Origin of the sequence: Nitrososphaera sp., from assembly GCF_037447015.1 — an archaeon.
GTDB lineage: Archaea > Thermoproteota > Nitrososphaeria > Nitrososphaerales > Nitrososphaeraceae > Nitrososphaera.
The window spans coordinates 44,808-63,934 of record NZ_JBBIHK010000001.1 but is presented as its reverse complement, the minus strand read 5'-3'; the positions used below and the strand labels follow the sequence as shown (position 1 = coordinate 63,934).

General features: G+C 58.9%; 18 protein-coding genes. 7 read left to right on the top strand and 11 right to left on the bottom strand.

Annotated features, from left to right (window positions below):
- Positions 1-108: 108 nt before the first annotated feature.
- The 5 genes from WKI84_RS00330 to WKI84_RS00310 all read left to right on the top strand — a co-directional run bounded on the left by WKI84_RS00330 (position 109) and on the right by WKI84_RS00310 (position 2,227).
- Entirely contained in the window at positions 109-612 is a 504-nt protein-coding gene (locus WKI84_RS00330) for a hypothetical protein (protein WP_337861516.1), read from the top strand.
- A 37-nt stretch (positions 613-649) separates the two neighbouring features.
- Positions 650-799 carry a hypothetical protein gene (locus WKI84_RS00325; RefSeq protein WP_337861515.1) on the top strand — a complete coding sequence of 50 codons (150 nt, stop codon included), beginning with the start codon at positions 650-652 and terminating at the stop codon, positions 797-799.
- Position 800: 1 nt separating this feature from the next.
- A complete protein-coding gene (locus WKI84_RS00320) occupies positions 801-1,367 on the top strand; it encodes a hypothetical protein (protein ID WP_337861514.1) in 567 nt (188 codons plus the stop codon).
- 163 nt (positions 1,368-1,530) lie between these two features.
- Positions 1,531-1,956: a hypothetical protein gene (locus tag WKI84_RS00315; RefSeq protein WP_337861513.1), complete on the top strand. Its 426-nt coding sequence runs from the start codon at positions 1,531-1,533 to the stop codon at positions 1,954-1,956.
- A 10-nt stretch (positions 1,957-1,966) separates the two neighbouring features.
- Positions 1,967-2,227: a hypothetical protein gene (locus WKI84_RS00310; protein ID WP_337861512.1), complete on the top strand. Its 261-nt coding sequence runs from the start codon at positions 1,967-1,969 to the stop codon at positions 2,225-2,227.
- A 180-nt stretch (positions 2,228-2,407) separates the two neighbouring features.
- Here the strand turns inward: WKI84_RS00310 and WKI84_RS00305 are convergent, their stop codons facing one another.
- From WKI84_RS00305 to WKI84_RS00290, 4 genes are all read right to left on the bottom strand, one after another.
- The gene (locus tag WKI84_RS00305) at positions 2,408-3,358 is read right to left on the bottom strand and encodes a hypothetical protein (RefSeq protein ID WP_337861511.1); all 951 of its coding nucleotides are present in this window, start codon (positions 3,356-3,358) and stop codon (positions 2,408-2,410) included.
- 1 nt (position 3,359) lies between these two features.
- The gene (locus WKI84_RS00300; RefSeq protein WP_337861510.1) at positions 3,360-4,007 is read right to left on the bottom strand and encodes a hypothetical protein; all 648 of its coding nucleotides are present in this window, start codon (positions 4,005-4,007) and stop codon (positions 3,360-3,362) included.
- A 119-nt stretch (positions 4,008-4,126) separates the two neighbouring features.
- Positions 4,127-4,717: a helix-turn-helix domain-containing protein gene (locus WKI84_RS00295; protein WP_337861509.1), complete on the bottom strand. Its 591-nt coding sequence runs from the start codon at positions 4,715-4,717 to the stop codon at positions 4,127-4,129.
- A 173-nt stretch (positions 4,718-4,890) separates the two neighbouring features.
- A complete protein-coding gene (locus WKI84_RS00290; protein ID WP_337861508.1) occupies positions 4,891-5,070 on the bottom strand; it encodes a hypothetical protein in 180 nt (59 codons plus the stop codon).
- 26 nt (positions 5,071-5,096) lie between these two features.
- On the opposite strand from WKI84_RS00290, the gene WKI84_RS00285 reads away from it, so the two are divergent.
- Complete coding sequence (locus tag WKI84_RS00285; RefSeq protein ID WP_337861507.1) at positions 5,097-5,252, top strand: hypothetical protein; 156 nt, start codon at positions 5,097-5,099, stop codon at positions 5,250-5,252.
- On the opposite strand, the gene WKI84_RS00280 is transcribed toward WKI84_RS00285, so the two are convergent.
- The 6 genes from WKI84_RS00280 to WKI84_RS00255 form a co-directional block, all read right to left on the bottom strand.
- Entirely contained in the window at positions 5,249-5,506 is a 258-nt protein-coding gene (locus tag WKI84_RS00280) for a hypothetical protein (protein WP_337861506.1), read from the bottom strand. The genes WKI84_RS00285 and WKI84_RS00280 overlap by 4 nt on opposite strands.
- Positions 5,507-5,593: 87 nt before the next feature.
- Positions 5,594-7,522 (bottom strand): sensor histidine kinase, encoded by a 1,929-nt coding sequence (locus tag WKI84_RS00275; RefSeq protein WP_337861505.1) that lies wholly within the window; start codon positions 7,520-7,522, stop codon positions 5,594-5,596.
- A gap of 218 nt (positions 7,523-7,740) precedes the next feature.
- Complete coding sequence (locus tag WKI84_RS00270) at positions 7,741-9,006, bottom strand: spherulation-specific family 4 protein (protein ID WP_337861504.1); 1,266 nt, start codon at positions 9,004-9,006, stop codon at positions 7,741-7,743.
- Between the two features lie 108 nt (positions 9,007-9,114).
- Positions 9,115-9,882 carry an adenylate/guanylate cyclase domain-containing protein gene (locus WKI84_RS00265; RefSeq protein WP_337861503.1) on the bottom strand — a complete coding sequence of 256 codons (768 nt, stop codon included), beginning with the start codon at positions 9,880-9,882 and terminating at the stop codon, positions 9,115-9,117.
- Positions 9,879-10,310 (bottom strand): response regulator, encoded by a 432-nt coding sequence (locus WKI84_RS00260; protein WP_337861502.1) that lies wholly within the window; start codon positions 10,308-10,310, stop codon positions 9,879-9,881. Before WKI84_RS00260 ends, WKI84_RS00265 begins: the two co-directional genes overlap by 4 nt.
- A complete protein-coding gene (locus WKI84_RS00255) occupies positions 10,307-12,637 on the bottom strand; it encodes an ATP-binding protein (protein WP_337861501.1) in 2,331 nt (776 codons plus the stop codon). Before WKI84_RS00255 ends, WKI84_RS00260 begins: the two co-directional genes overlap by 4 nt.
- Positions 12,638-12,755: 118 nt before the next feature.
- On the opposite strand from WKI84_RS00255, the gene WKI84_RS00250 reads away from it, so the two are divergent.
- Positions 12,756-13,241 carry a hypothetical protein gene (locus WKI84_RS00250; RefSeq protein WP_337861500.1) on the top strand — a complete coding sequence of 162 codons (486 nt, stop codon included), beginning with the start codon at positions 12,756-12,758 and terminating at the stop codon, positions 13,239-13,241.
- Positions 13,242-14,465: 1,224 nt separating this feature from the next.
- Here WKI84_RS00250 and WKI84_RS00245 read toward each other — a convergent pair.
- The coding region (locus tag WKI84_RS00245) for an SdrD B-like domain-containing protein (protein ID WP_337861499.1) at positions 14,466-19,127 on the bottom strand (4,662 nt) is incomplete at its 5' end.

The following is a 19,127-nucleotide window of genomic DNA, read 5'->3' as shown; positions in this document are numbered from 1 at the left end:
GAAAAAACCGCGAATATGTCTGCGTCAAATGTCTCATTTTATTGCAATGCAGGAAAAATCATGCATAGCATTCCAAAGCCCTTTAAGAAATAAGCTAAAGCTAATAGTATGTCCACAACTGATCATGGATCTGAAAGAAAATTAGGCGGCTCTGCTGCCTCTACTTCTGACAGTTCTTATTCGTCGTCGTCGCCGTCGTCAGGTGCCACGGGTGGCAGCAGCAGCGGCGCCGGCACCGCCGCCAGCAGCAGCCTCTCGCCTGCAGAAAGGGCCGAGCAGATAAGGCTTGCAGCAAACAACATCCGCCAGTCAGCCGTCATGCTGAGGGAGACGCTGAAGGCGCTGCGCGAGTCTGGCGCGCTGAGAGAAATAGGGGCCGCAGTCAGAGAAGCTTCCATAGCGGCCAGGGAGACTGCAAGGGAGATCGACGAGACTGCCAAGCAGCTGGAACGGGAGGGCGTCATCCAGGAAGTGAGCAGCGCCATAGACGACGCTTCGCGCTCTGTAAAGAACGCGGCCGAGACTACCAAGGCCGCAGCCGCTTCTGCCAGGACCGGCACGACGACCCAGGCTACCACTACCACCACAGACACCGCTGCCGGCACTGCTTAGAGAAAAAGGAAGAAAGAGGAGGAGGTGGAAGAGCAGGATGGACGACAAGAGCGTAAAAGACCGTGTGGAGGACGCAGGCGATAAGATGAAGGCCGGCGCCAAGGCTGTAAAGAACAAGGTGGAAGACACAAAGCGCGACATTGACGCCGAGTACGAGAAGGAGAAGGCCAAAGAAAAGCTGAAGTGAGATGGGCGGCCGCAACAGTAGCAGCAGCAAGCTAAGCGACATACGCGACACGGCGTCTGACACAGTAGAGATCCTGCGCCAGCTGGGCACGCCTGGCGTCCAGGAGACGCTGGACAAGGCGCAGAGCATGACCGTGACCGTGAAGGAGATAATGGAGACCATGAAGTCGCCAGAGTGGGTGCAGAACATGGACAACATGCGCAGGATCGTCGAGGACATGAGCAGGTCGTCGCAGGCCATACACGACACGGTGCGGGAGATGAAAGACACCGGAGTCTTTGAGGATCTGAAGGGACTTATGCAGTCTGCCCGCAGGACGATGGACAGTTTCAGCAGCCAGGAAGAGGGAGGAGGAGGGCAGGGCGCGGGCATTGTCCGGCAGGATCTCCACGGGATGCTTGTGGCGCTGCGTGAGATGCTGGACTCGATCAGGTCTCTGACAGAAGAGCTAAAGGCCGCCGCGGCCGAGTCGCGGCAGTCCGGCGCGATATCGGACCTCAAGCAGGCTGCAACAAGCCTGTCTGGCGCATACGAGACCGTGGCAAAGAAGAGCGGGAGGGCGGCATGACGATGACCGTAGTTTCACGTGGCTGTCGCCCTCGCCCTCGCCACCGCAGCTCCTTCTGCCGCCTGCGCATCCGCATTGCTATTCCTGGCTGATGCAAGATGCATGCAGGGGGAGCGGCAACAAAAAGAGAGAAAGGGGGATGTGAGAGGAGGGCAATGATGCCTTGACGGAAAGGATGGAAAAAGAAGAAGGAGGAAGAGGAGAAGCAAACCTTCTGCCGCAGCCGACATCCTCGTCGTCACCACCACCGTCACCACCAATTTCTACCGCGAGGCTGACTGCCGTCATCTACATTCTGGGCGTGCTCAAGATGGTCGGCAAGTACCTGCCCTCCATAACCATGTTCTTTGCCGCGCTCAACGCGATACTGGCGATATACGACGTCAGCACGCAGAGCTGGGGCTGGGCCGCGGTCCACATCTTTTTTGCGGCGGCAAGCGCCATCTTTCTTGTCCAGCTGTACCAGAGGCACCGCATCCACAGCAGCGGCTATTACAGGGGGATCCATTCGGTTCACTACCCGCGGATGGCCCGGATAGATGATTTCGGCAACAACGACTACCGCATCGACAGGAGCGACAGGAGGTGAAAGCAGAAAGGTGAGCAGCAGGGACAACGACAACGACGACACCGTCGCTGCCCGCGGCCAGAAAAGCAGGGGGCTCAGGAGGGACGGGGCGCTTAACGATGCCACGCACGGTCAGCTTGGGGAGCAGCCAAGGCCAGAGCCCGTGCCCGGGAGCAACGAGAACCTGCAGGACTATTACTCGGGTGAAGGCGTTGGCAGCGGCAGCAAAGACGATGACATCAGCATAGGCAGGAGCAGGCGCAAGGTAGCCCGGGACAAGTCGCGCAGCTAAAAGAAGAACCTGCGCGGCGAGTGCCTGCCGTATATCTCGAAATTTATCTGCTTTAGCAGCTTTTTTCTGGAGCTTGCCGCCTTTGCTGCCAAGCGCCGCCTCTATCTCGGCGCGGATGATGTCGCAATATGATATTGAAGGCGTAAATAGAATAAAAATACAAAAATGTAGGGAGGGGAGCTAGTTCCAGAGTTGTGTTCCAGCAGTTATGTGATTTACAGTATCTCTTTGCCAGATTACCGTGCCTGCAGGAATAGAACTGCTTTTCAGGTTGTAATTTGCGCCAGCGGTTGTGTAATCGGTGTCGGCTATTTGTACACCGCCAATGGTTCCATCAGATGCAGTATATCGAGTAATATATGCTCCATTGGCAGAGTCTGTACTCGGCGCAGTAGATTTTACTGGAACTGTACTAAGATATCCAATCGATGATGACCAAATCTCATATTGCTTTACAGTCCATGTAGAGGTCAATTCTGCGCCATTTCCTTCAACTGCAAATTGGAAATATTTCATTTTCTTTGCTACCCATGTCGGCGGATTTCCAACCTGAATGTTCTTGTATTCTGCTCCTGAGGCAAAGTATTGGGCAGGGTCGCCATAGGTTGACATTGTATAGTACTGTATTGGAATTGAGACTATGCTGCCGCCATTAGTATGTGGTTCATAATACTGCCATGTTCTGGTTCTCGAGGGGCTCTCAAAGGCGAATGTGCTATATACATAATCTATGTCGGCAGAGGCGGTTCCATGATTACCTAAACTTGGCCCCGTACCTGAGCAGTTGTATTGGCAGTTAAGACCATTCCAGACTTGATAGACACCCCTTATGGCATTTGCGGCTAAAAGCGCAATTCCTTGTTGATGTATCCAAGAGGTAGTATCTGTTGCAGTACTTGAGGCGAAGGTGGCAGCAGAAAATACCGATGTTATGTCGGTGTTTCGCGTCGATGTTGTTGTGCCGCTGAAATCGGTTTTTTGAGTAAATTGGTTTTCTTTAGAGATTGTCGTTCTGTCAGGATATCCTGCCACGTAGGGATTCGCCGCGAATGCCTGACTATTTGCCATTGTTGCGCCCAACATGATCCCGATAGCAATTATTGCCGACGTGATAGCATACTTGCTTCGCATTTTATGGGATCACCTCCACATTTACACTGCTGTTCTCCACTAATACTGTGTCTGAATTACCCCTATCGTCTGTGACTTGAAGAATTATAGGCACTGGAAAACCAGTTCCAACCAACTCTCCGGGTAATGTATTTGGTATTGAAATATTCATTACAACAGACTGAATATTCCCCTTTGGAATGGCTATAGAGTTGTTATTCAAGCCGGCATATGTAATAAGGGTTCCCAGATCTATGCTACCGGGTACTTGCTTGCCTGTAAGCATAGCTTCTTGTCTTTGTTCAAAGGATGTGGATTTTGCGAGAGATGGCGGATAAAGCAGGTATCCAGTGGGAGGCAGAACTTTCACATTCGCATACGAAGAACCATTTTCTCCACCGATGTGTTTTATATTGACGTTTACCGTCGCAGTAGAGCCTTTCTTCACCTTTACTTCGTTTATTGGTAGCTCTACTTTGACTGCGGATTTTCCTGTCTGGTTGACATGTTCCTCAGCGTTGGTGATTCTGACAGATATTCCCTCTATCTTTTCGTCCGTAGAGACCGGCGGTTGTACAAATGCTTCTACTTGCTTTGTTTGAACAAACTGGACTGCGACCAAAAAAATCGCAAATAGCAGTCCAGCAATTCCAACCGGGGCCATTGCCATGATAATGCTCTTTTTCAAGGCATAATTCACGTTAGACTAATTATATACCATAGTTTTAAGTTTTGATTAAATTTGAATTTAACTAATCAAAAATTGCAAAAATAAATCGTATTTACAGATTATTTTTTGCTCCTGAAATGACTATAGGCCCATGCAGAGAATGCACCTGCTAGTCCACCTATAAAAGATAAGATTAGGGGAATATTGCGATAGAGTACCGAGGGCGGTCTGTCTAGGTCCGTGACAGTCAGTGATAGACTATCAATTCCGATTGATTGAACAGTCGCATAGATCAATCCAGCCGCACAGATTGAAGATGAGATAATAAACAGCTTCTCAAGCTTATGCTTTAGGCTTTGATCTTCTGGATTCAGATGTATGATTATGGCGCTCTTTTTATGGTCATATTTTTTCATCTCTCTTCCCTTGCTGTTCAGGTCTACGCTTGTGACATGAACTACATCAGCTTTCGATAGCCTAGCCATATGATAAGAGACTAGAGGGAGTGAAATGTTCAAAGCGGAGGCGATCTCTCCGGCTGTCTTTCTGCCATCTACCAGACAACGCAGAATGGCGCGAGCCGTTTCGTTGGATAATTCTTCTCCTAGAATCTTTAGCCGCTCATCGTCAATTGATAGGATCTCCACTTCCGTTGCAAAAGAATAAGATGCTAGATCGCCTGTGTCTTCGCTCGGGAGATTTTCTCCCATATAATTATTGATGAATGAAACTTTGGTATATTAGCATTATCAGGATCTGTTGCTTCTCTTTATGCAAAAACAGCTACGCACCAGAAGATGTCTTTATAGCATCATTTTCTTATAAAAGCTACATCACAATGTTGTAAGGTCTTTGCTGCCGCTTAAGAATGACGTCGTTGCAATCAATAACTTGACAGCGCCGTTGTGTATCTCATATGATTATTTTGCAAAAAAGAAAGGGTCCGGCTTGCGCCCTCTGCCTGCCCCTTATGAAAAACGTCGCCCTCGCCGTACTGGCTCTTGCCGGTCTTGAAAAAGCGGCTCAGCACCTCTGCCTTTTTCGGGTCTGCGAGCACGTGCATCTCTTTCCTCAGCTCTTGTACTGCTGTTGACGACGTCGGCGCTGTCGTCGGCGCTGGCGCTTTCCGTGCCAGCAGAACCCTTTTTTGCTAGGGCCGCGTTTGCCGCGCCAGCAGCGGGCGGCAGCAGCAATGACATCAGCAGGAGCAGACGCAAGGTAGCCCGGGACAAGTCGCGCAGCTAAAAGAAGAACCTGCGCGGCGAGTGCCTGCCGTATATCTCGAAATTTATCTGCTTTAGCAGCTTTTTTCTGGAGCTTGCCGCCTTTTTGTTGCTGGCAGGATAGCTCTTGGCCTGCAGGAGCGCCTGCAGCCGTTCCAGCTCGTCAAGCGACAGCGTCTTTAGGCCCCTGTCAGACACCGCTTCCAGCAGCTGCCTGAGCTCGTTATCATCATTATCTTTTTCTCCCTCTGTTCTCCCTCTTTCTTTTGCCGGCACTACAATGTCACCATATGGATACGTGTGTACGTACACATGCTGTTGCCAGCGATAAAAAAACATTGCACGCAGGAGGAGATCTAATTACTACTGCTGCTGTTGATTCTGTTGTTCTGGGGGCGGGTCGGCGTCCGCCACCCTGACGGGAGCCGGCAGCGTGAACGCAAACGTCGCGCCTCTTCCTTTTCCTTTGCCATCGCCGCCGTCCTTGCTGTTGTTCTCCGCCCATATTTTGCCCCCGTGCGCCTCGACAATGTTCTTTGAAATGAACAGCCCAAGGCCGGTGCCTCCTGCCTCGGCCTTGCTTGCAAACTTTTGGAACAGCCGGGGCATTATCTCCGGGTCGATGCCCTGCCCCGTGTCTCTGACTGCCACCTGCACCACGTCCTGCTGCGGCCTGCTGACAGTCACGGTTATCGAGCCGCTCTCTGTGAACTTGGCCGCGTTGTTCACCAGGTTTGAAATGACCTGCTCCAGCCTTCCCCTGTCGCCCTCCACCACAGTGGCGGCGTCTCCCTTGCGCTCGACCAGAAATTCCACGGCGCCGCCTTTTGCCGCCCTCCTCCTTGCGTCCTCCACCGCATGGGCGGCAAGCTCGCCAAGGTCGACCGGCTCCCTGTCAAGCTTGAGCATCCTGCTCTCTATCCTGGTCACGTCCAGAATGTCGGCAGAGAGCCGGTTGAGCCTCTCTGCGTTCCTCTTTATTATCATGAGGTCTTCGCCCTTTATGAAGACGTCCTTACCGGCTATTCCGCCATTTTCTCCTCCTTCCGTTGCGGCGGCGGCCTGCTCTGCAAGCATCTCTGTCATTATTATGATGGGCTGTATGGGCGTCCTAAGCTCGTGCGCGGCTATGTTGATGAACTCTTTTTGCATCCTGTCGTGCGATTCTAGCTGCTCGTTTGCCGTCCTGAGCGACGTCACGGCCTCCTCCAGCTCTGCAGTCTTGGATCTGACCGTGCGCTCAAGCCTCCTGTTCCACGACAGGACCAGCACGGCTATGGCCACCGCAACCGCGCCTATGGCTGCTACCACCGCCGTGCTAAAGTTCCTCTGGGCGTCGATGAGCCCAAGCACGTCGCCGGCGAGCCTGTGCTGGGCGACTATGTAGACGACCCCAAAGTCCTGCCCCCTCCCTTCCTCCACCGTCACGGTCTTGTACGCAAGCGTCCTGGTGACCCCGCCGTACGAGATGTCCTCGGCGCCTGCGCCGCCGGCAAGCGACCTGCGCAAAAAGCCGTTAAAGTCCGGCTTCAAGTCGTCGGGTATCCTTGCCTGGAACTCTTCTCCAAACACGTCCTTGCCTATGGCCGTCGGGTCGGTGGAATAGAGTATGATCCCCTGCCTGTCGAGCATGCCGACGCTGCTTTCGATCTCCTGCGAGAGCTGGCCCTGGAGGTACTTGCCAAGCGTCTCAAGCCTTATCCCGGCGGCAAGCACCCCTCTGAACTCGCCTTCGCGCACAACCGGGAAGGAGACGTACATGCGCGGGATCCCGTCGTTTGAGAGGATTGCCGTGCTGTAGTAGGCGGCAGGCGGCGACAGGTTGTTGCGGGCCTCGACAAAGTACGCCCTCCCGCTGAGGTCTGTCCCTGCGTACTGCTCTGCGACATTTTCCTGGCCCGTGCTGCTCAGGTTGACGAGCCTCCCCCTGTCGTCGAGCCACATGTAAAACTCGGTGAGGTCAGAAGTGGTGGACTGGGCCCTGCCAAGTATCGCCGCGCTCGCCCTGACGCTGCCCGCTGCCTCTCCTGCCGGCGGCCTTTCAAACACCGGGTTTTCGGACATGACTCTGAGGTTGCTGTCTATCGAGTCGAGCTTGGCGGCAAGCACGCGGGAGATGTCGTGGACCTGGATCTTGGCGTTTGACTGTATGTCCCTTGCGGCTACTGCGACTATGTCGGCCGTCGCGCGCCTGGAATATTCGTAGCTTGCCGCGGCAAGAATGATCGCCGTCCCCGCTATTATCGCTACTATGATAAAGCTGTTCTTGGACATCCTACCTGCAAAAGGCACGATGTGACATTAGTATTGTGCATTCAATTAAGCAGCATGGAATTGTAAACTAGAAGAGTAAGATAAAATATATTATGAAAATCTCGGAAAATCTGCATATCTGGCAAATATGCGGGATCTTTGCTGCCAGCATCAGGTGCGCGCCGCCGCCACCGCCGCCGCCGCTGCTGCCTGCTTGCCGTCCTTTCCTGGCAGAGAGTGAGTCTGCAGGCCAGTTGCTATTGCCTGCCCAAGAGCGCGACCAGCTGGCCAAAGTACGGCGGCAGGCTGTTGTAGGGGTTCCTGTCGCCGTCGCTTTCCAGATCGTCGGTGATGTAGAGCAGCCCGACGTACATGGCGGCCTGTTCCACGTACGCTGGGTCGAGCGACTGGACGCCGCGTGCAGTAAAAGAAAACCCCTGCGGGGCGTACTCCGGGTGCCGGGTGTTTTCCTGCAGCTGCTGGATGGCGGGCAGAGACCTGCCTTCGTAGATGGCGACGTTGTCAAAGAAGGCGTCCCGGTAATACTGCGCGTCTGCCTTTGTCCCGGGGTTTGCCCTGACAAATTCCAGACCCTGCGACCTTGCATATTGGGCTATCTCTGCGTAAAAGGCGAGCTTGGCCCCTTCGGAGCTTGCCTGGTCGAGCATTATGCCGTCCACGTCCGGGTACCACGCCCTGTACCTGTCTATCATGGCCTTGATGTCGGCAAGCGTAAAGCCTGGCTCCTGCGAGCCGTAGCGCGTGGGGATGTAGCCAAGCACGTGCTCCACGCCTGCCTTGCCAAGCTCGGGGATGGCGCTGGCATAGGCTGCGTTGCGCGCCTGCCCAGGGCCTGAAGCCGGGTTTATGGTCACCACGAAAGGCACCTGCGGGTGCTCCCTCTTTGCCTTGAGGAGCGTGTTCCACACGCCTTCCGGGTCGGCAAGGTCGGGGAACTTGTACAGCGGCACATAGATCCCCGTCCTGCCTGATGCAGGCACCGGCAGTGGCTCTGCAGCCGGCGGCGGAGGTAGCGGAGGTGGAGGGGCAGCATCAGCAGTAGCAGCAACAACAACATTTGCATCCGGCGGCACTGCCACCTGCGCCGATATCACCGGGGAAAACAGCAGCGGCCTTGACACGCTGTCGATGGAGAAAGCCCGCAAAGCGTAGCTGCCCGCCGGGAGTACGATCTCTGTCTCGGCGCTTGCCCTCTGCCCCGGGCCGAGTGCGCCACTCGTCAGGCCAAGGAACGCCGTGACGCCGTCTGAGCTGCGCGCTTCGAGCACGAGCACGTACTGGCCCGGCACGCGGCCCGCGTTCTCGACCCAGACGGTCGCCACAATGCGGGATCCAGACGCTGCGACTGCCAGGGGGCCTGCTGCGATTCTGTTGTTATCATTGCTGGTGCTCCTGTCGCCGTCCCCCTGCGCAAATGCACGCTCCAGGCTGGCCGCTACAGCCACGGTGGTGGTGATGACGGTGGCTAGGATAACAGCGACAGCCGCTGCTGCGGGGGCCATGATCACGCCAGTACTGCTACGGTAGCGGCCCTTGCTATATGCCTGTTATGCAATTATCTTCTTAGGTACACGTCCCGGCGAGCCTGGCAGGCTGTAGCGTTGCTATCATTATTGCTGTTGCTGCTCTGCTATCGTGACTGCGTATATCTTGTACCCGTTGGCCGCAAACAGCGGCGCGTCCTTGATCTCTGAAAACGAGTACCCTCGCAGCGCCTTGACCTTCTCGTAGAGCCCCTCGCCTATGACTATCCCGCCAGCGGGCGCAAGCACGTTCATCTTGGAGGCCAGGTTGACCGACGTGCCGAATATGTCGTTTACAGACGAGGTCGACATCCTGGCTACTATGACCGCGCCGTACTCGCAGCTTATCCTGTACTTTACTTCCGGCAGGCCCTCCTTCTTCATGCGCTCGTTCAGCTCCGGCTCCTTGGCCGCCATGGCAAAGCTGCACTTCAGCACGTCCTCAAATGCAGACTCGCTGCCGTCCTCCGTGTTGGGAAAGTAGTAGAGCAGGCTGTCGCCTACGTTCTTGACCACGACTGCGCCGTGGCGCATCACCACCTCTGCAAGGCCGTTGAGGAATATGCTGTAGTACCTGCTGGCCTTTTCCGGCGGCATCTTCATCGTGATGCCGGTGGAGCCGACCATGTCCACCACGCCCACGCAATAGTTTTTCGTGGCCGTAAAGAACTCTAGCAGCAGGTCTATCTGCTGCTTTTCCCGTGAATCGTGCTCGCCAGAGTCTGATGCTGCAGCAGCAGAAGAAGAGGAAGAGGAAGATGTGTGCGTCACGCGATCGCCGCTACCGGTGGGAGGAGGAGAAGAGGGAGGAGGGGAAGGGGGAGTGGACGATGATGGCGCCATCCGGCCGATCACTTGCTACTACTACTGCTGCTACTGCTGCTAGCGCTGCCGGGGGCGTCGACCTTGCTGCCCCTGGACTGCTCGATCTCTTGCACCTTGGCAAAAAGCGTCTCTATCCTCACCGGCTTGCGGAGCGACGAGTGCACGCCCTTTTTCACAAGCTCCTCTATCTCGGCGTCGGTTATCGAGGACGCCGTAAAGAGCACCACGGGGCAGTCCCTTATCCTTCCCGATTTTACAAGCTCGTCTATAACGTCGAGGCCGGAAAAGTCGGGCATGGCTATGTCGAGAAAGATCAGGTCGAACCTGTCACGCGTTATCATGGCAAGCCCCTCCCTGCCGTTGTCAGACGACACCACCTCGTGCCCGACGGTGGCCAGCACCTTGACCATCAGGTCGGTTATGTCGTGGCTGTCGTCAACTATGAGGATCCTCATCATCGATGTTCCTCTGTGTCTGTGGGCAGGCTGAAATAAAAACTAGAACCCTTGCCCTCCTCGGTCTCGACCCATATGTGGCCGCCAAGCCCTGTCACTATCCCCTTGCTTATCGCAAGGCCAAGGCCCGTCCCGCCGTGCTTGCGCTTGAGCGACGTGTCCACCTGGTAGAACTTTTTGAACAGGAACTGCTGCTTGTCTTTTGGGATGCCCGGGCCGTTGTCCCTGACCCCAAAGAGCACGCCCTTGCCGTCCCTGGCCGGCTCGGCTATGAGCTCTATCCTGCCGCCGGTCTTTGGGACAAAGTCAACCGAGTTGTAGAGAAGGGCGTTTAGCACCTGCATTATCCTCGCCTCGTCCGACCTCAGCCTGAGCCCAGGCCTGACGTTGATGACAAAGTCGATGTTCTTCTCTTTCATGATGAACTCGCAGTCGCGCTGGACGTTTTTGACCATCCTGTCCACGTCCACCTCGCCTATGTTGAACTTTAGCTCGTTGAGCTCTATCTTTTGCGCGTCCAGCATGTCCGTTATCATCTTTTCGAGTTTTATGGCGTTCTTTTCTATCGTGTCCACGGCAGCCCTCTGCTCCGGCGTCAGCTTGCCAAGTATCGTGTTTGACTTGAGCGCGCCGGTCCACCCGATTATGGGCGTGAGGGGCGTCTTTAGCTCGTGGGAGGCCATGCTCAGGAACTCGTCTTTCAGCTTGTCCTTCCTGCGCAGCTCCTCGTTTGTCGCGTTGAGCTCCTCCACCTGCTGCTTGATTATCTCGGCGTTTGCCCTGTCCCGCTCGAGCGCCTCCTGCAGCCTCTCCTCCGTGTTTTTCAGGTTGGTGATGTCGTTGTGGATTGCGATGTACTGCTTGGGCTTGCCGTCCTCGCCCAGGAACGGCACTATGGTCGTCTTGACCCAATAGTACGAGCCGTCCTTTGCCCTGTTCTTTATCTCGCCTTCGAATATCTGGCCCGACGATATCGTCTTCCACATGTTTTCAAAGAACTCGGGCGGGTGGTGGCCCGATTTCAGTATGCGGTGGTTCTGCCCTATCAGCTCCTTCTCCGAGTACTTGGATATCTCTACAAACTTGCTGTTCACCTTGGTTATCGTGCCGTTTCTGTCGGTGACTGCCACGATGGCCGTGGCGTCGAGCGCGTTTGTCATGTCGGTCAGCTCCTTGGTGCGCTCCCTGACCAGCCTGTTGAGGTTCATGTTGGTCTCAAGCACGCTCTTGCGCATCATGTCAAACTGCTCGGCAAGCTGGCCGACCTCGTCGCCGGACTCGACTTCGACCTTGTAGTCATAGTCGCCCTTGGATATCCTGTCTGCGGCCTCTTTGAGGAGCGTTATCGGCCTGGAGATGGTGCGCGACACATAGACTGCGATCGCTACCACGACGCCGGTTATCACCGTGGCCGCTATCAGTATCCCGTCCCTCAGCTGGGTGATGGGGTGGAATATCTCGGCCTCGTCTATCTCTGCAAGCAGCACGAAACCCAGGTCCCGGGCGCAGTACGACGACCCGACGATGGGTATGCCCCTGTAATCAGGGTAAACGGCAAACACCTCCTCGCCCCCGTCAAAGCACCTGTTGACGGCAAGCGTGTCGACCCGAGTCCTGAACGCCGCGTCCTCTATGAACCTGGATTCAGAGATCAGCGTCCTGTTTGCGTTCACAAGGTAGACCTCGCCGGTCTGCCCAAGCCCCTCGCGGTTGAGCAGGATCTCGTCGAACTTGCCCACGTCCATGGTGGCGATGGCGGCCCCTATGGGCTCCGACGTGCCCGCCTCGCCGTACCTGTACACCGGCACTGCGACCGTGACCTTGCGCTCGCCTCTGACCTGCTCAAACTGGAGCAGGCTCTCCCTTATGCCCCGCCGGAACCGCTCGTCGCCGGACAGGTCGGCGCCCTCCTCCGACGGGTCTGACGACAGGAGCACCGTGCCGTCCCTGCCGAGCACCTTGATGTTCTCAAGCCCTGCCGGCGTGCCTATCACCTGGCGGAACGACTCTACCTCGGCCTGAAAGTTCCTGCGGTACTCGTCCATCTGCTCCGGCGGGACAGGTCCGGCGTTGAGCCGCTCGACTGCCTCCTGAGCGACGCTCCCTGTGAACATCAGCCTCACCTGCTCTATCTTGGTATCCACAAGCGAGCGGATGGCCGCGCCCCTGCCGGTGGACTCGCTCACCAGCTGGTCGCTCACCCTCTCGCGCAGCAGGTTGTCTGCCGATATGAAGCTGATTATCGACACCGCAAAGAGCGTCGTCACGGAAAGGAACAGGCTGACGAATATGATCTTGGACTTGATGCTCAGGAAAACGGGCTTTTGCATCGCCGCATTATTGGCGGCAGGTGCAGGATAAAAACGATCTCGGCCGCGGAAGAAGAAGAAAAAGAAGAAAACAGCGGCGGCTATATCTATTTTAGCAAGATGGCCGTGCCTGCGGCTGGTGGTGGCGGTGGGGGAAAAGAAGAAGAAGGGGAGCAGCTTTGCCTACGTGCTCTACGTCACGCTGATCTCTGTCTCGCTTGCAATAGCGTCGGGGGTGGCCGCCTACTACCTTGCGAGCGCGCCCGCCAGCGCCGGCGGCGGCCCGCAGGTGGAGGTGACGCGCGCGCCGGAGGAGGGAAGAGGGGGAGGCGGAGGAGGAGGTGGTGGAGGCGCACACCCGGCCGACCCTCTGCCGGCTGGACAGCCCGGCGATGATGCAGTAGCAACAGCAGCTGATGCTGCAGCCCATGCCGATAAAAAAGAAGAAGGGCATTCTACAGAAATAGCTGCCGGCGACGGGCATGCCGAGCAGGCCGCAGGCTCTGCTGCAGAGGCGCACGGCAAAGAGGGGGCTGCAACAGCGCCAGCCGAGGGTGGCGACGGCGCGCACGCGGCGCAGGAAAAACAAGATCAAGATCACGCTCCACCGGCCGGCGGCCACTGAATCGAAAAGGCGTCCCTGCCCCTGCCCTGCACTCTTTATTTGCAACCGCTGCTGCTAGTGTGATGCTGCGGGGCCTGTTGTTGCAGCTAGCCGCTGCCTTCTTGATGATGATGGTGATGGTGATTGCCATGATCGTGATGGCCGTGGCCGCTCCTGTGCATCCTTATCTCCCAGATTATCGCAAGGGCCATCAGCAAATAGTCTGCACCAAAGAGCAGGGCCGACACCCACGCGTTCTGGTCTATCCACTGCAGGTACGCCTCCGGGTCGGGCCCGACCGGCACGAACGCCTGCCAGCTGTACGCCATTATGAACGCAAACAGCGACAGCGTCGAGAGCACCCAGAACGGGTGGTTGTGGCTGTCCTTCCTCAGAGCCGCAAGAAGCAGGATGGTAGGTATCAGCATCAGCGTGTTAAAGATGGCGTAGGCGTAGTGTATCGCAAAGTCGGCCGGCAGTATCTTGCCTGTGAGCACCGTGAAATACAGGTACGTTATCAGCGCCAGGAACACCGTCGGGACAGCAGCCGACGCCGCCGCAAGCCTGGGGCCGTACTTGGGCGCAAATATCCTGCACGCCTCGTACAGGTGGAACGTGAACAGGCCAAAGCCGGCCAGCTTGAGCAGCGAAAACGCGCCATAGATGTAGCCGAAACTGCCGCCAAGCACCGCGTTGAGCCTCTCAAGGTCGTGGCCGGTGACAAAGGTGATGAGAAAGTCGCCGGGGTAGATCTCGTGCAGCTCTTCTTCAGAAAGCAGGGTGGGTATCGTGAGGTTGAACCACGTCTCTATCACCCTTGACGCGACCCACAGCGCGAGCCCGGCTGCAAGCGCGATCTCGGCCCTTGCGTGCGGGCCGATGCCCTTGTGCCTGAGCAGCAGGAACGCCAGGAGCACCGAAGACGACGACGTGATGTTGGCTATCCACATCGCCACGGCCTCTTGCTCGGCCTTTTCTCCAGCAAATATGATGAACGCGGCAGATACGAGGACGAGGCCTGCAAGCGCGATTGCAATGTTTGTAAAGCTGAACTTTATCCTGCCAAGCGCCGCCCCGATGTGGACGTGGTGCTTTGTGCGCTGCCCAAACTCCCTTCCTCTGCGCGCCCTGCGGACAAACACGTCTACCAGCACCACGGCCGACACGATGATGAGGCCAAGCTCGGTGATGAGGAACGTGTAGGCAGACATCCACGGCACATTTATCTGCAGGCCCTTCATGCGCTCAACGGTCACAGACGTCGGGTGGCCGCCGTGCCCGTCGTCTTCTGTCACCACCACCTTCAGGCCGTACTCGCCGTGCGAGTCGACCACTAGGCGCGCCTTTTTCTGCCCCTCCTCGCCGGTCCTGAACTTGCCCTCCCCGGCCACGTTGCCCTGGCCGTCGACAAGGTAGTACTTGACCAGGAGGCGGCCGGATCCCTCGCTTGCAGCGTGTGCCTCCTGCAGCAGAGGGTTTTCTCCTTCCCTCTCTCCTGTTGCAGCGTGCTGCTGATTGTTGCTGCCGCCGTCGTCCCCTTCGCCTCCTTCTCCTCCCCCCCCTCTCCACTTCAAACGTCAGGGTCACCCTTGCAGCAGGGGCAAACGCCTTGGCTATGGGATCGACGCCCACCTGCGCGGGCCTGACCGTCCAGTCCCCTATCGAGACTGCCTCGGCGGCCGGCGTCTTTACCGAAACGCTAAAGATCGATTCGGTCAGGGCGATGCCGCTGGAGGTGAGGAGGCCGAGGTAGTTGGCAAGCGGGTTGATGTCGCCGGGCATCTCCGGCGACACTTCTCTGAACACGAGGCCGTCCCTGATGCCCACCCTGACCTGCTTGGGCCCTCCAAGGAACTCCTCGTGCTCGATGATTTCCTGTCCTCCCGGCTGGTGCTGTTCACCTCCTCCTATACTGCTGCCGCTGCCTGAAGAATGGCTGCCGCCCCCTCCTCCACCTCCACCACCACCGCTACCGGCTCCTGCTGGCGAGATCGCAAGCAGCGCCCACGATGAAAAGTGGTTTACGTTCTGGGCGCACACCACGTTGGGGTCGGTGCTGGACGGAACCGTGGGCAGGAACGTCCACACCGGAGGGGTCTGCCTGGTGTCAAGGAACGAGACCCTAAAGTTCTCTCTGGCAAAGCCTGCCGGCAGCGGGGGCAGGGTCATGCAGACGTCAAACGACGTGCTGCTGGCAGGGTTTGAAGGCTCCATGTTGACGATGTTGTTGCTGCTGCTGGCTCCAGACTGGACGCTCGTGGCGCCTGCCGGCAGCGCGCCCAGCTCGGACGGCGAATTCGACAGCAGCTTGAACTCTACCGTCGACGCGCCGTAGACGCTGGTGATGAGCGACTCCACAAGGAGCACCAGGCCGTTGCTGTCGCCCTGGAACGGCACGTTCAGCTCAAGCGGGGTCGTCTCGTCAAGCAGGGTGGGGTCAAACGCGACCGAGCCGACCTGCTCAGGCGCGTCCGTGACCACCGAGAGGCTCAGGGGGAGGGTCTTTGCGGCAAGGCCGCCGACCGACGCCGTGAGGGTGAGCTGCGAGGTGCCCGTGGCTGCGTCGCCGGCAGCGGCGATAGTGAGGGTCGCAGTGGCTATCCCCGTGCCTGCGTCGAGCGGGGTCGCGCCTGTGACTGCGGCGCTGATCCCCGCCGGCAGGCCGGATACGGAGAATACAGGCGTGGGCGTGCCGGCGACCCCGACCGTGACGACGCGAAGCGTGCTCGACACGCCGGTCCCCCTGTTTACCAGCAGGTCGGAGGGCACGGCAGAGACTATAAAGTCGGAAGGCTGGGTGACGCGCACGCCGACCCTCTCGCTTGCTATCACCTGGCCCGTGCCGGCGTCGACTGCCTCTATCACGACGTTGGTGACGACGGGGGCGGCCGGCGACGACACGACCATCGACACCTTGGTCGGGATGCCTGTCGTGACTTCGACCGCCGCGCCTGGCAGGAAGGAAACCCCGACGCCGGGGGCGACGCCCGCCGCGCGCAGCGTCACGGTGGACGAGAACGCGCCTATGGGGGACACTGTTACCTCCTGGGTGCCCTGCGACAGCACCGGGATTATCAGCTCGGCCGGCGCCACCTTGAGCGTGACCGTGCCGGCGGCCGAAGTCGGGATCACCTTGAAGGGCGCAAGCGCGCTCCGGCCAGACAGCGCGCCCTTTGCCCCCACCTCGTAGATGCCGGGGTTGACTGAAGGCACGGTAAACTCGGCAGTTATCGTGCCGGCGGGGCTTGCCTGGATTGCCGCAGCCGACGGGACGACTGCAAACGCGCCCGGCGCAAGCTGGCCAAAGGTCAGCGCCACCTGTTCGCCTGCGACAAAGCCCGAGCCCAGCACGCTCACCTTGGAGCCTGCCTGCCCCTCTGCCGGCGAGAACACCAGGGCCGGCCTTGCCGGCGCGGCCACCGCCACCGCAAGGGTCCTGCCCTTGGTGGTCACCGTTGCAGCCGCCGAGCCGCCGTTGTTGCTATTATTATTACCGGTGCTGTCGGGCCCCTCTGCGCCAAGCAGCAGGGAGTACGTCCCGGCCGGAACCCCGGCACCTGCCGACACGGTCGCGGTGAACGGCAGCGAGCCTCCAAGCACCGGCGTGACGGCAGAGCCTGTGCCCTCGGTGCCAGACGTGGTGCCAGTAAAGGTGGCAACGGTGGAGCCGCCCACGTCTGCAAACCTGACCGTCATGCCTGCCGGCAGGCCGGAAACCTTGAGCGAGAGCGGGTCCGAGTACTGGTTTATCGACTTGGCCGTCATTGTGACAGACGCGCCCGAGCCCTGCGGCACGGTGAGGGCGTCTGACGAAAGGTCGACATCAAACGACGGCCGCTCGGCCGCAGTCACGGTGATCCTGGCCTGGGCGGAAGAAGAAGAAGGGGAAGGAGAAGAGGAAGAGGAAGCCCCTGACGTGGTGGCCGTGAGCAGGTAAACTCCGGGCGCGACGGTGGACGGGATCAAGAGCTCGCTGCTCCACCTGCCGTCTGCGCCGACTGTCACCGGCGACGGCAGGGCCAGCGTCGCAGGCGTGGGCTGGCCTGCGGCTGCGAGCGAAACAGAGCCGAGGGTGGAGGAGGGCACAAAGTCGGTGCCTGACAGGGTGGCCGCAAAGCCCGCCCTGATCGTGTCCGGGTTTGACACGAGCGACGGGATCCTCTCCGCAGTCACCCTGGGCCTGACCTTCAGGCTCACGTCTGCAGTCTTGGTCAGCCGGACAGGATCCTGCCCCTCTGCGACCGCGTTCAGCACGTACGCAGCCGGCTGCGTCCCGTCCGCGGTGGCTATCCTGATGCTTGCGGTGGCGACCTCTCCTATGCCGGGCTGCAGTACGAGCGGGTTGCCGGCCGACAGGGTGGTAAAGACGTTGTCGGCGCCCCTGCTCCACAGCGCGGTCATGCCCTGGCCCAGCCCGGCGACGTTTATCCTGACTGCGGGCGGCACCTTGCCCGGCAGGGCCGCGACTGAAACCTGGAACGCCTGGCTGGTGCCGCCCTGCTCTGCGGCCGGGAGGACTGCCGGCGCCACCTTGAGTGTAAAGGTCTCGGTGCCTGCCACGACCTGCACGTCTGCCGACGCCTTCCTCGTCGAGTCTGCTATCGTCACCGGATAGATGCCGGGCTGGACCGGCGGCACCGTTATGCTCACGGCTAGGGCGCCGTTTGAGTCAAACCTCGTGCCTGCCGGGAGAGCCACCGCCAGCCTGCCAAAGGTCACCGCCGGCGCCTCGTTGGCCGCAAAGCCAGTCGCGGCAAGCGCAAGCGGGTCGCCGGCCTCGGCCGACGCCGGGGAGACTGCCAGCTTGCCTGCCGCCCTTGCCGGCGGCTCTATCTTGATGCTGACGCGCCTGTCTATCGCAGAGCCTGGGTTTGCCGCGTCGTGCGCCCTGACGGTGAGGTCGTAGCTGCCAGGCACCACGGAGGAGGGCACCCTGACCGTCATGGCAGTCGTCTGGACAGAGTTGGACGGGACGGAGGGCGGCGCAAACGTTGGCAGGCCGCTAGGTCCGGCCGCCGCGTCTGCGCCGTTGAAAGCCACCGTCGCGCCCTGCGGCAGGCCGATCACGGTAAAGACCACGGACGCCTGCCCCGGCTGGACCGGCGTCTTTACCGCAAGCGATACCGGCTGGCTCTCTGCTATCGCCACTGCCGCTGCCGATGTCTGCCTTATCGCCGGGACGCTGTCTGGAGTCGCGGTAAAGTCGAACCTGGCCGCAGGCGAGAGCACCCTGAACTCGGCTGCGGTGCTTACGCCGGCGCTGTCGGTTAGGCGCACAGGGTACAGGCCCGGCTGCGCAGAAGCCGGGACGGTTATCGAAAACGTGGCCGCGCCTGCGCTGCTGAAGGTGACGCCGGCGGGCAGGGCAAACAGCATGTCGCCAAATGCCAGCCTGGCAACGGTGGCGCCGGGCGTAAAGTCTGACGCCTGCACCGTCGCCTGCGAGCCGGCTAGGCCAAAGCCGGGGGAAAGCGCGATTGCACCGACGTGCGGGTTGTACCTGATGGCTCCAAAGTCTGCCACCTTTCTGGGCGAGCCCTCCGTCAGCTGGACCGTGTGGACCCCGCCCGCAGGGGTTGTGAACACGAACCCGGACGGCAGCGCGGCGGTGACCTGGTAGGTGCCTGCAAGCAGCGCAAGGAACTCGTACGAGCCGTCAGGGCGCGTCACCGCTGCTGCTGTTGTTGTTGTTGTGCCCGGCCTGACAAGCGTCACCTGCGCACCGCTGATGGCCTCTCCTGCGTTTGCGACGCCGTCGGCGTTCCTGTCCTCAAAGACGGTGCCCCTGATGTCGCCCCTCGTCGGGATGACCGTCTGGACCCTGAACGTCTCCTGCGCCCTGACGGGGTCTGACACGTCGCGCCCTGCGGCGACCCTCCTTGCCACCGAGTCTGCCACGCCGAGGGT

Bases quoted from the DNA above. Each gene is read 5' to 3' on its own strand.
- WKI84_RS00330 (WP_337861516.1), top strand. From the start codon at position 109: ATGTCCACAACTGATCATGGATCTGAAAGAAAATTAGGCGGCTCTGCT.
- WKI84_RS00325 (WP_337861515.1), top strand. From the start codon at position 650: ATGGACGACAAGAGCGTAAAAGACCGTGTGGAGGACGCAGGCGATAAG.
- WKI84_RS00320 (WP_337861514.1), top strand. From the start codon at position 801: ATGGGCGGCCGCAACAGTAGCAGCAGCAAGCTAAGCGACATACGCGAC.
- WKI84_RS00305 (WP_337861511.1), bottom strand. From the start codon at position 3,358: ATGCGAAGCAAGTATGCTATCACGTCGGCAATAATTGCTATCGGGATC.
- WKI84_RS00300 (WP_337861510.1), bottom strand. From the start codon at position 4,007: ATGGCAATGGCCCCGGTTGGAATTGCTGGACTGCTATTTGCGATTTTT.
- WKI84_RS00295 (WP_337861509.1), bottom strand. From the start codon at position 4,717: ATGGGAGAAAATCTCCCGAGCGAAGACACAGGCGATCTAGCATCTTAT.
- WKI84_RS00290 (WP_337861508.1), bottom strand. From the start codon at position 5,070: ATGCACGTGCTCGCAGACCCGAAAAAGGCAGAGGTGCTGAGCCGCTTT.
- WKI84_RS00270 (WP_337861504.1), bottom strand. From the start codon at position 9,006: ATGGCCCCCGCAGCAGCGGCTGTCGCTGTTATCCTAGCCACCGTCATC.
- WKI84_RS00260 (WP_337861502.1), bottom strand. From the start codon at position 10,310: ATGATGAGGATCCTCATAGTTGACGACAGCCACGACATAACCGACCTG.
- WKI84_RS00255 (WP_337861501.1), bottom strand. From the start codon at position 12,637: ATGCAAAAGCCCGTTTTCCTGAGCATCAAGTCCAAGATCATATTCGTC.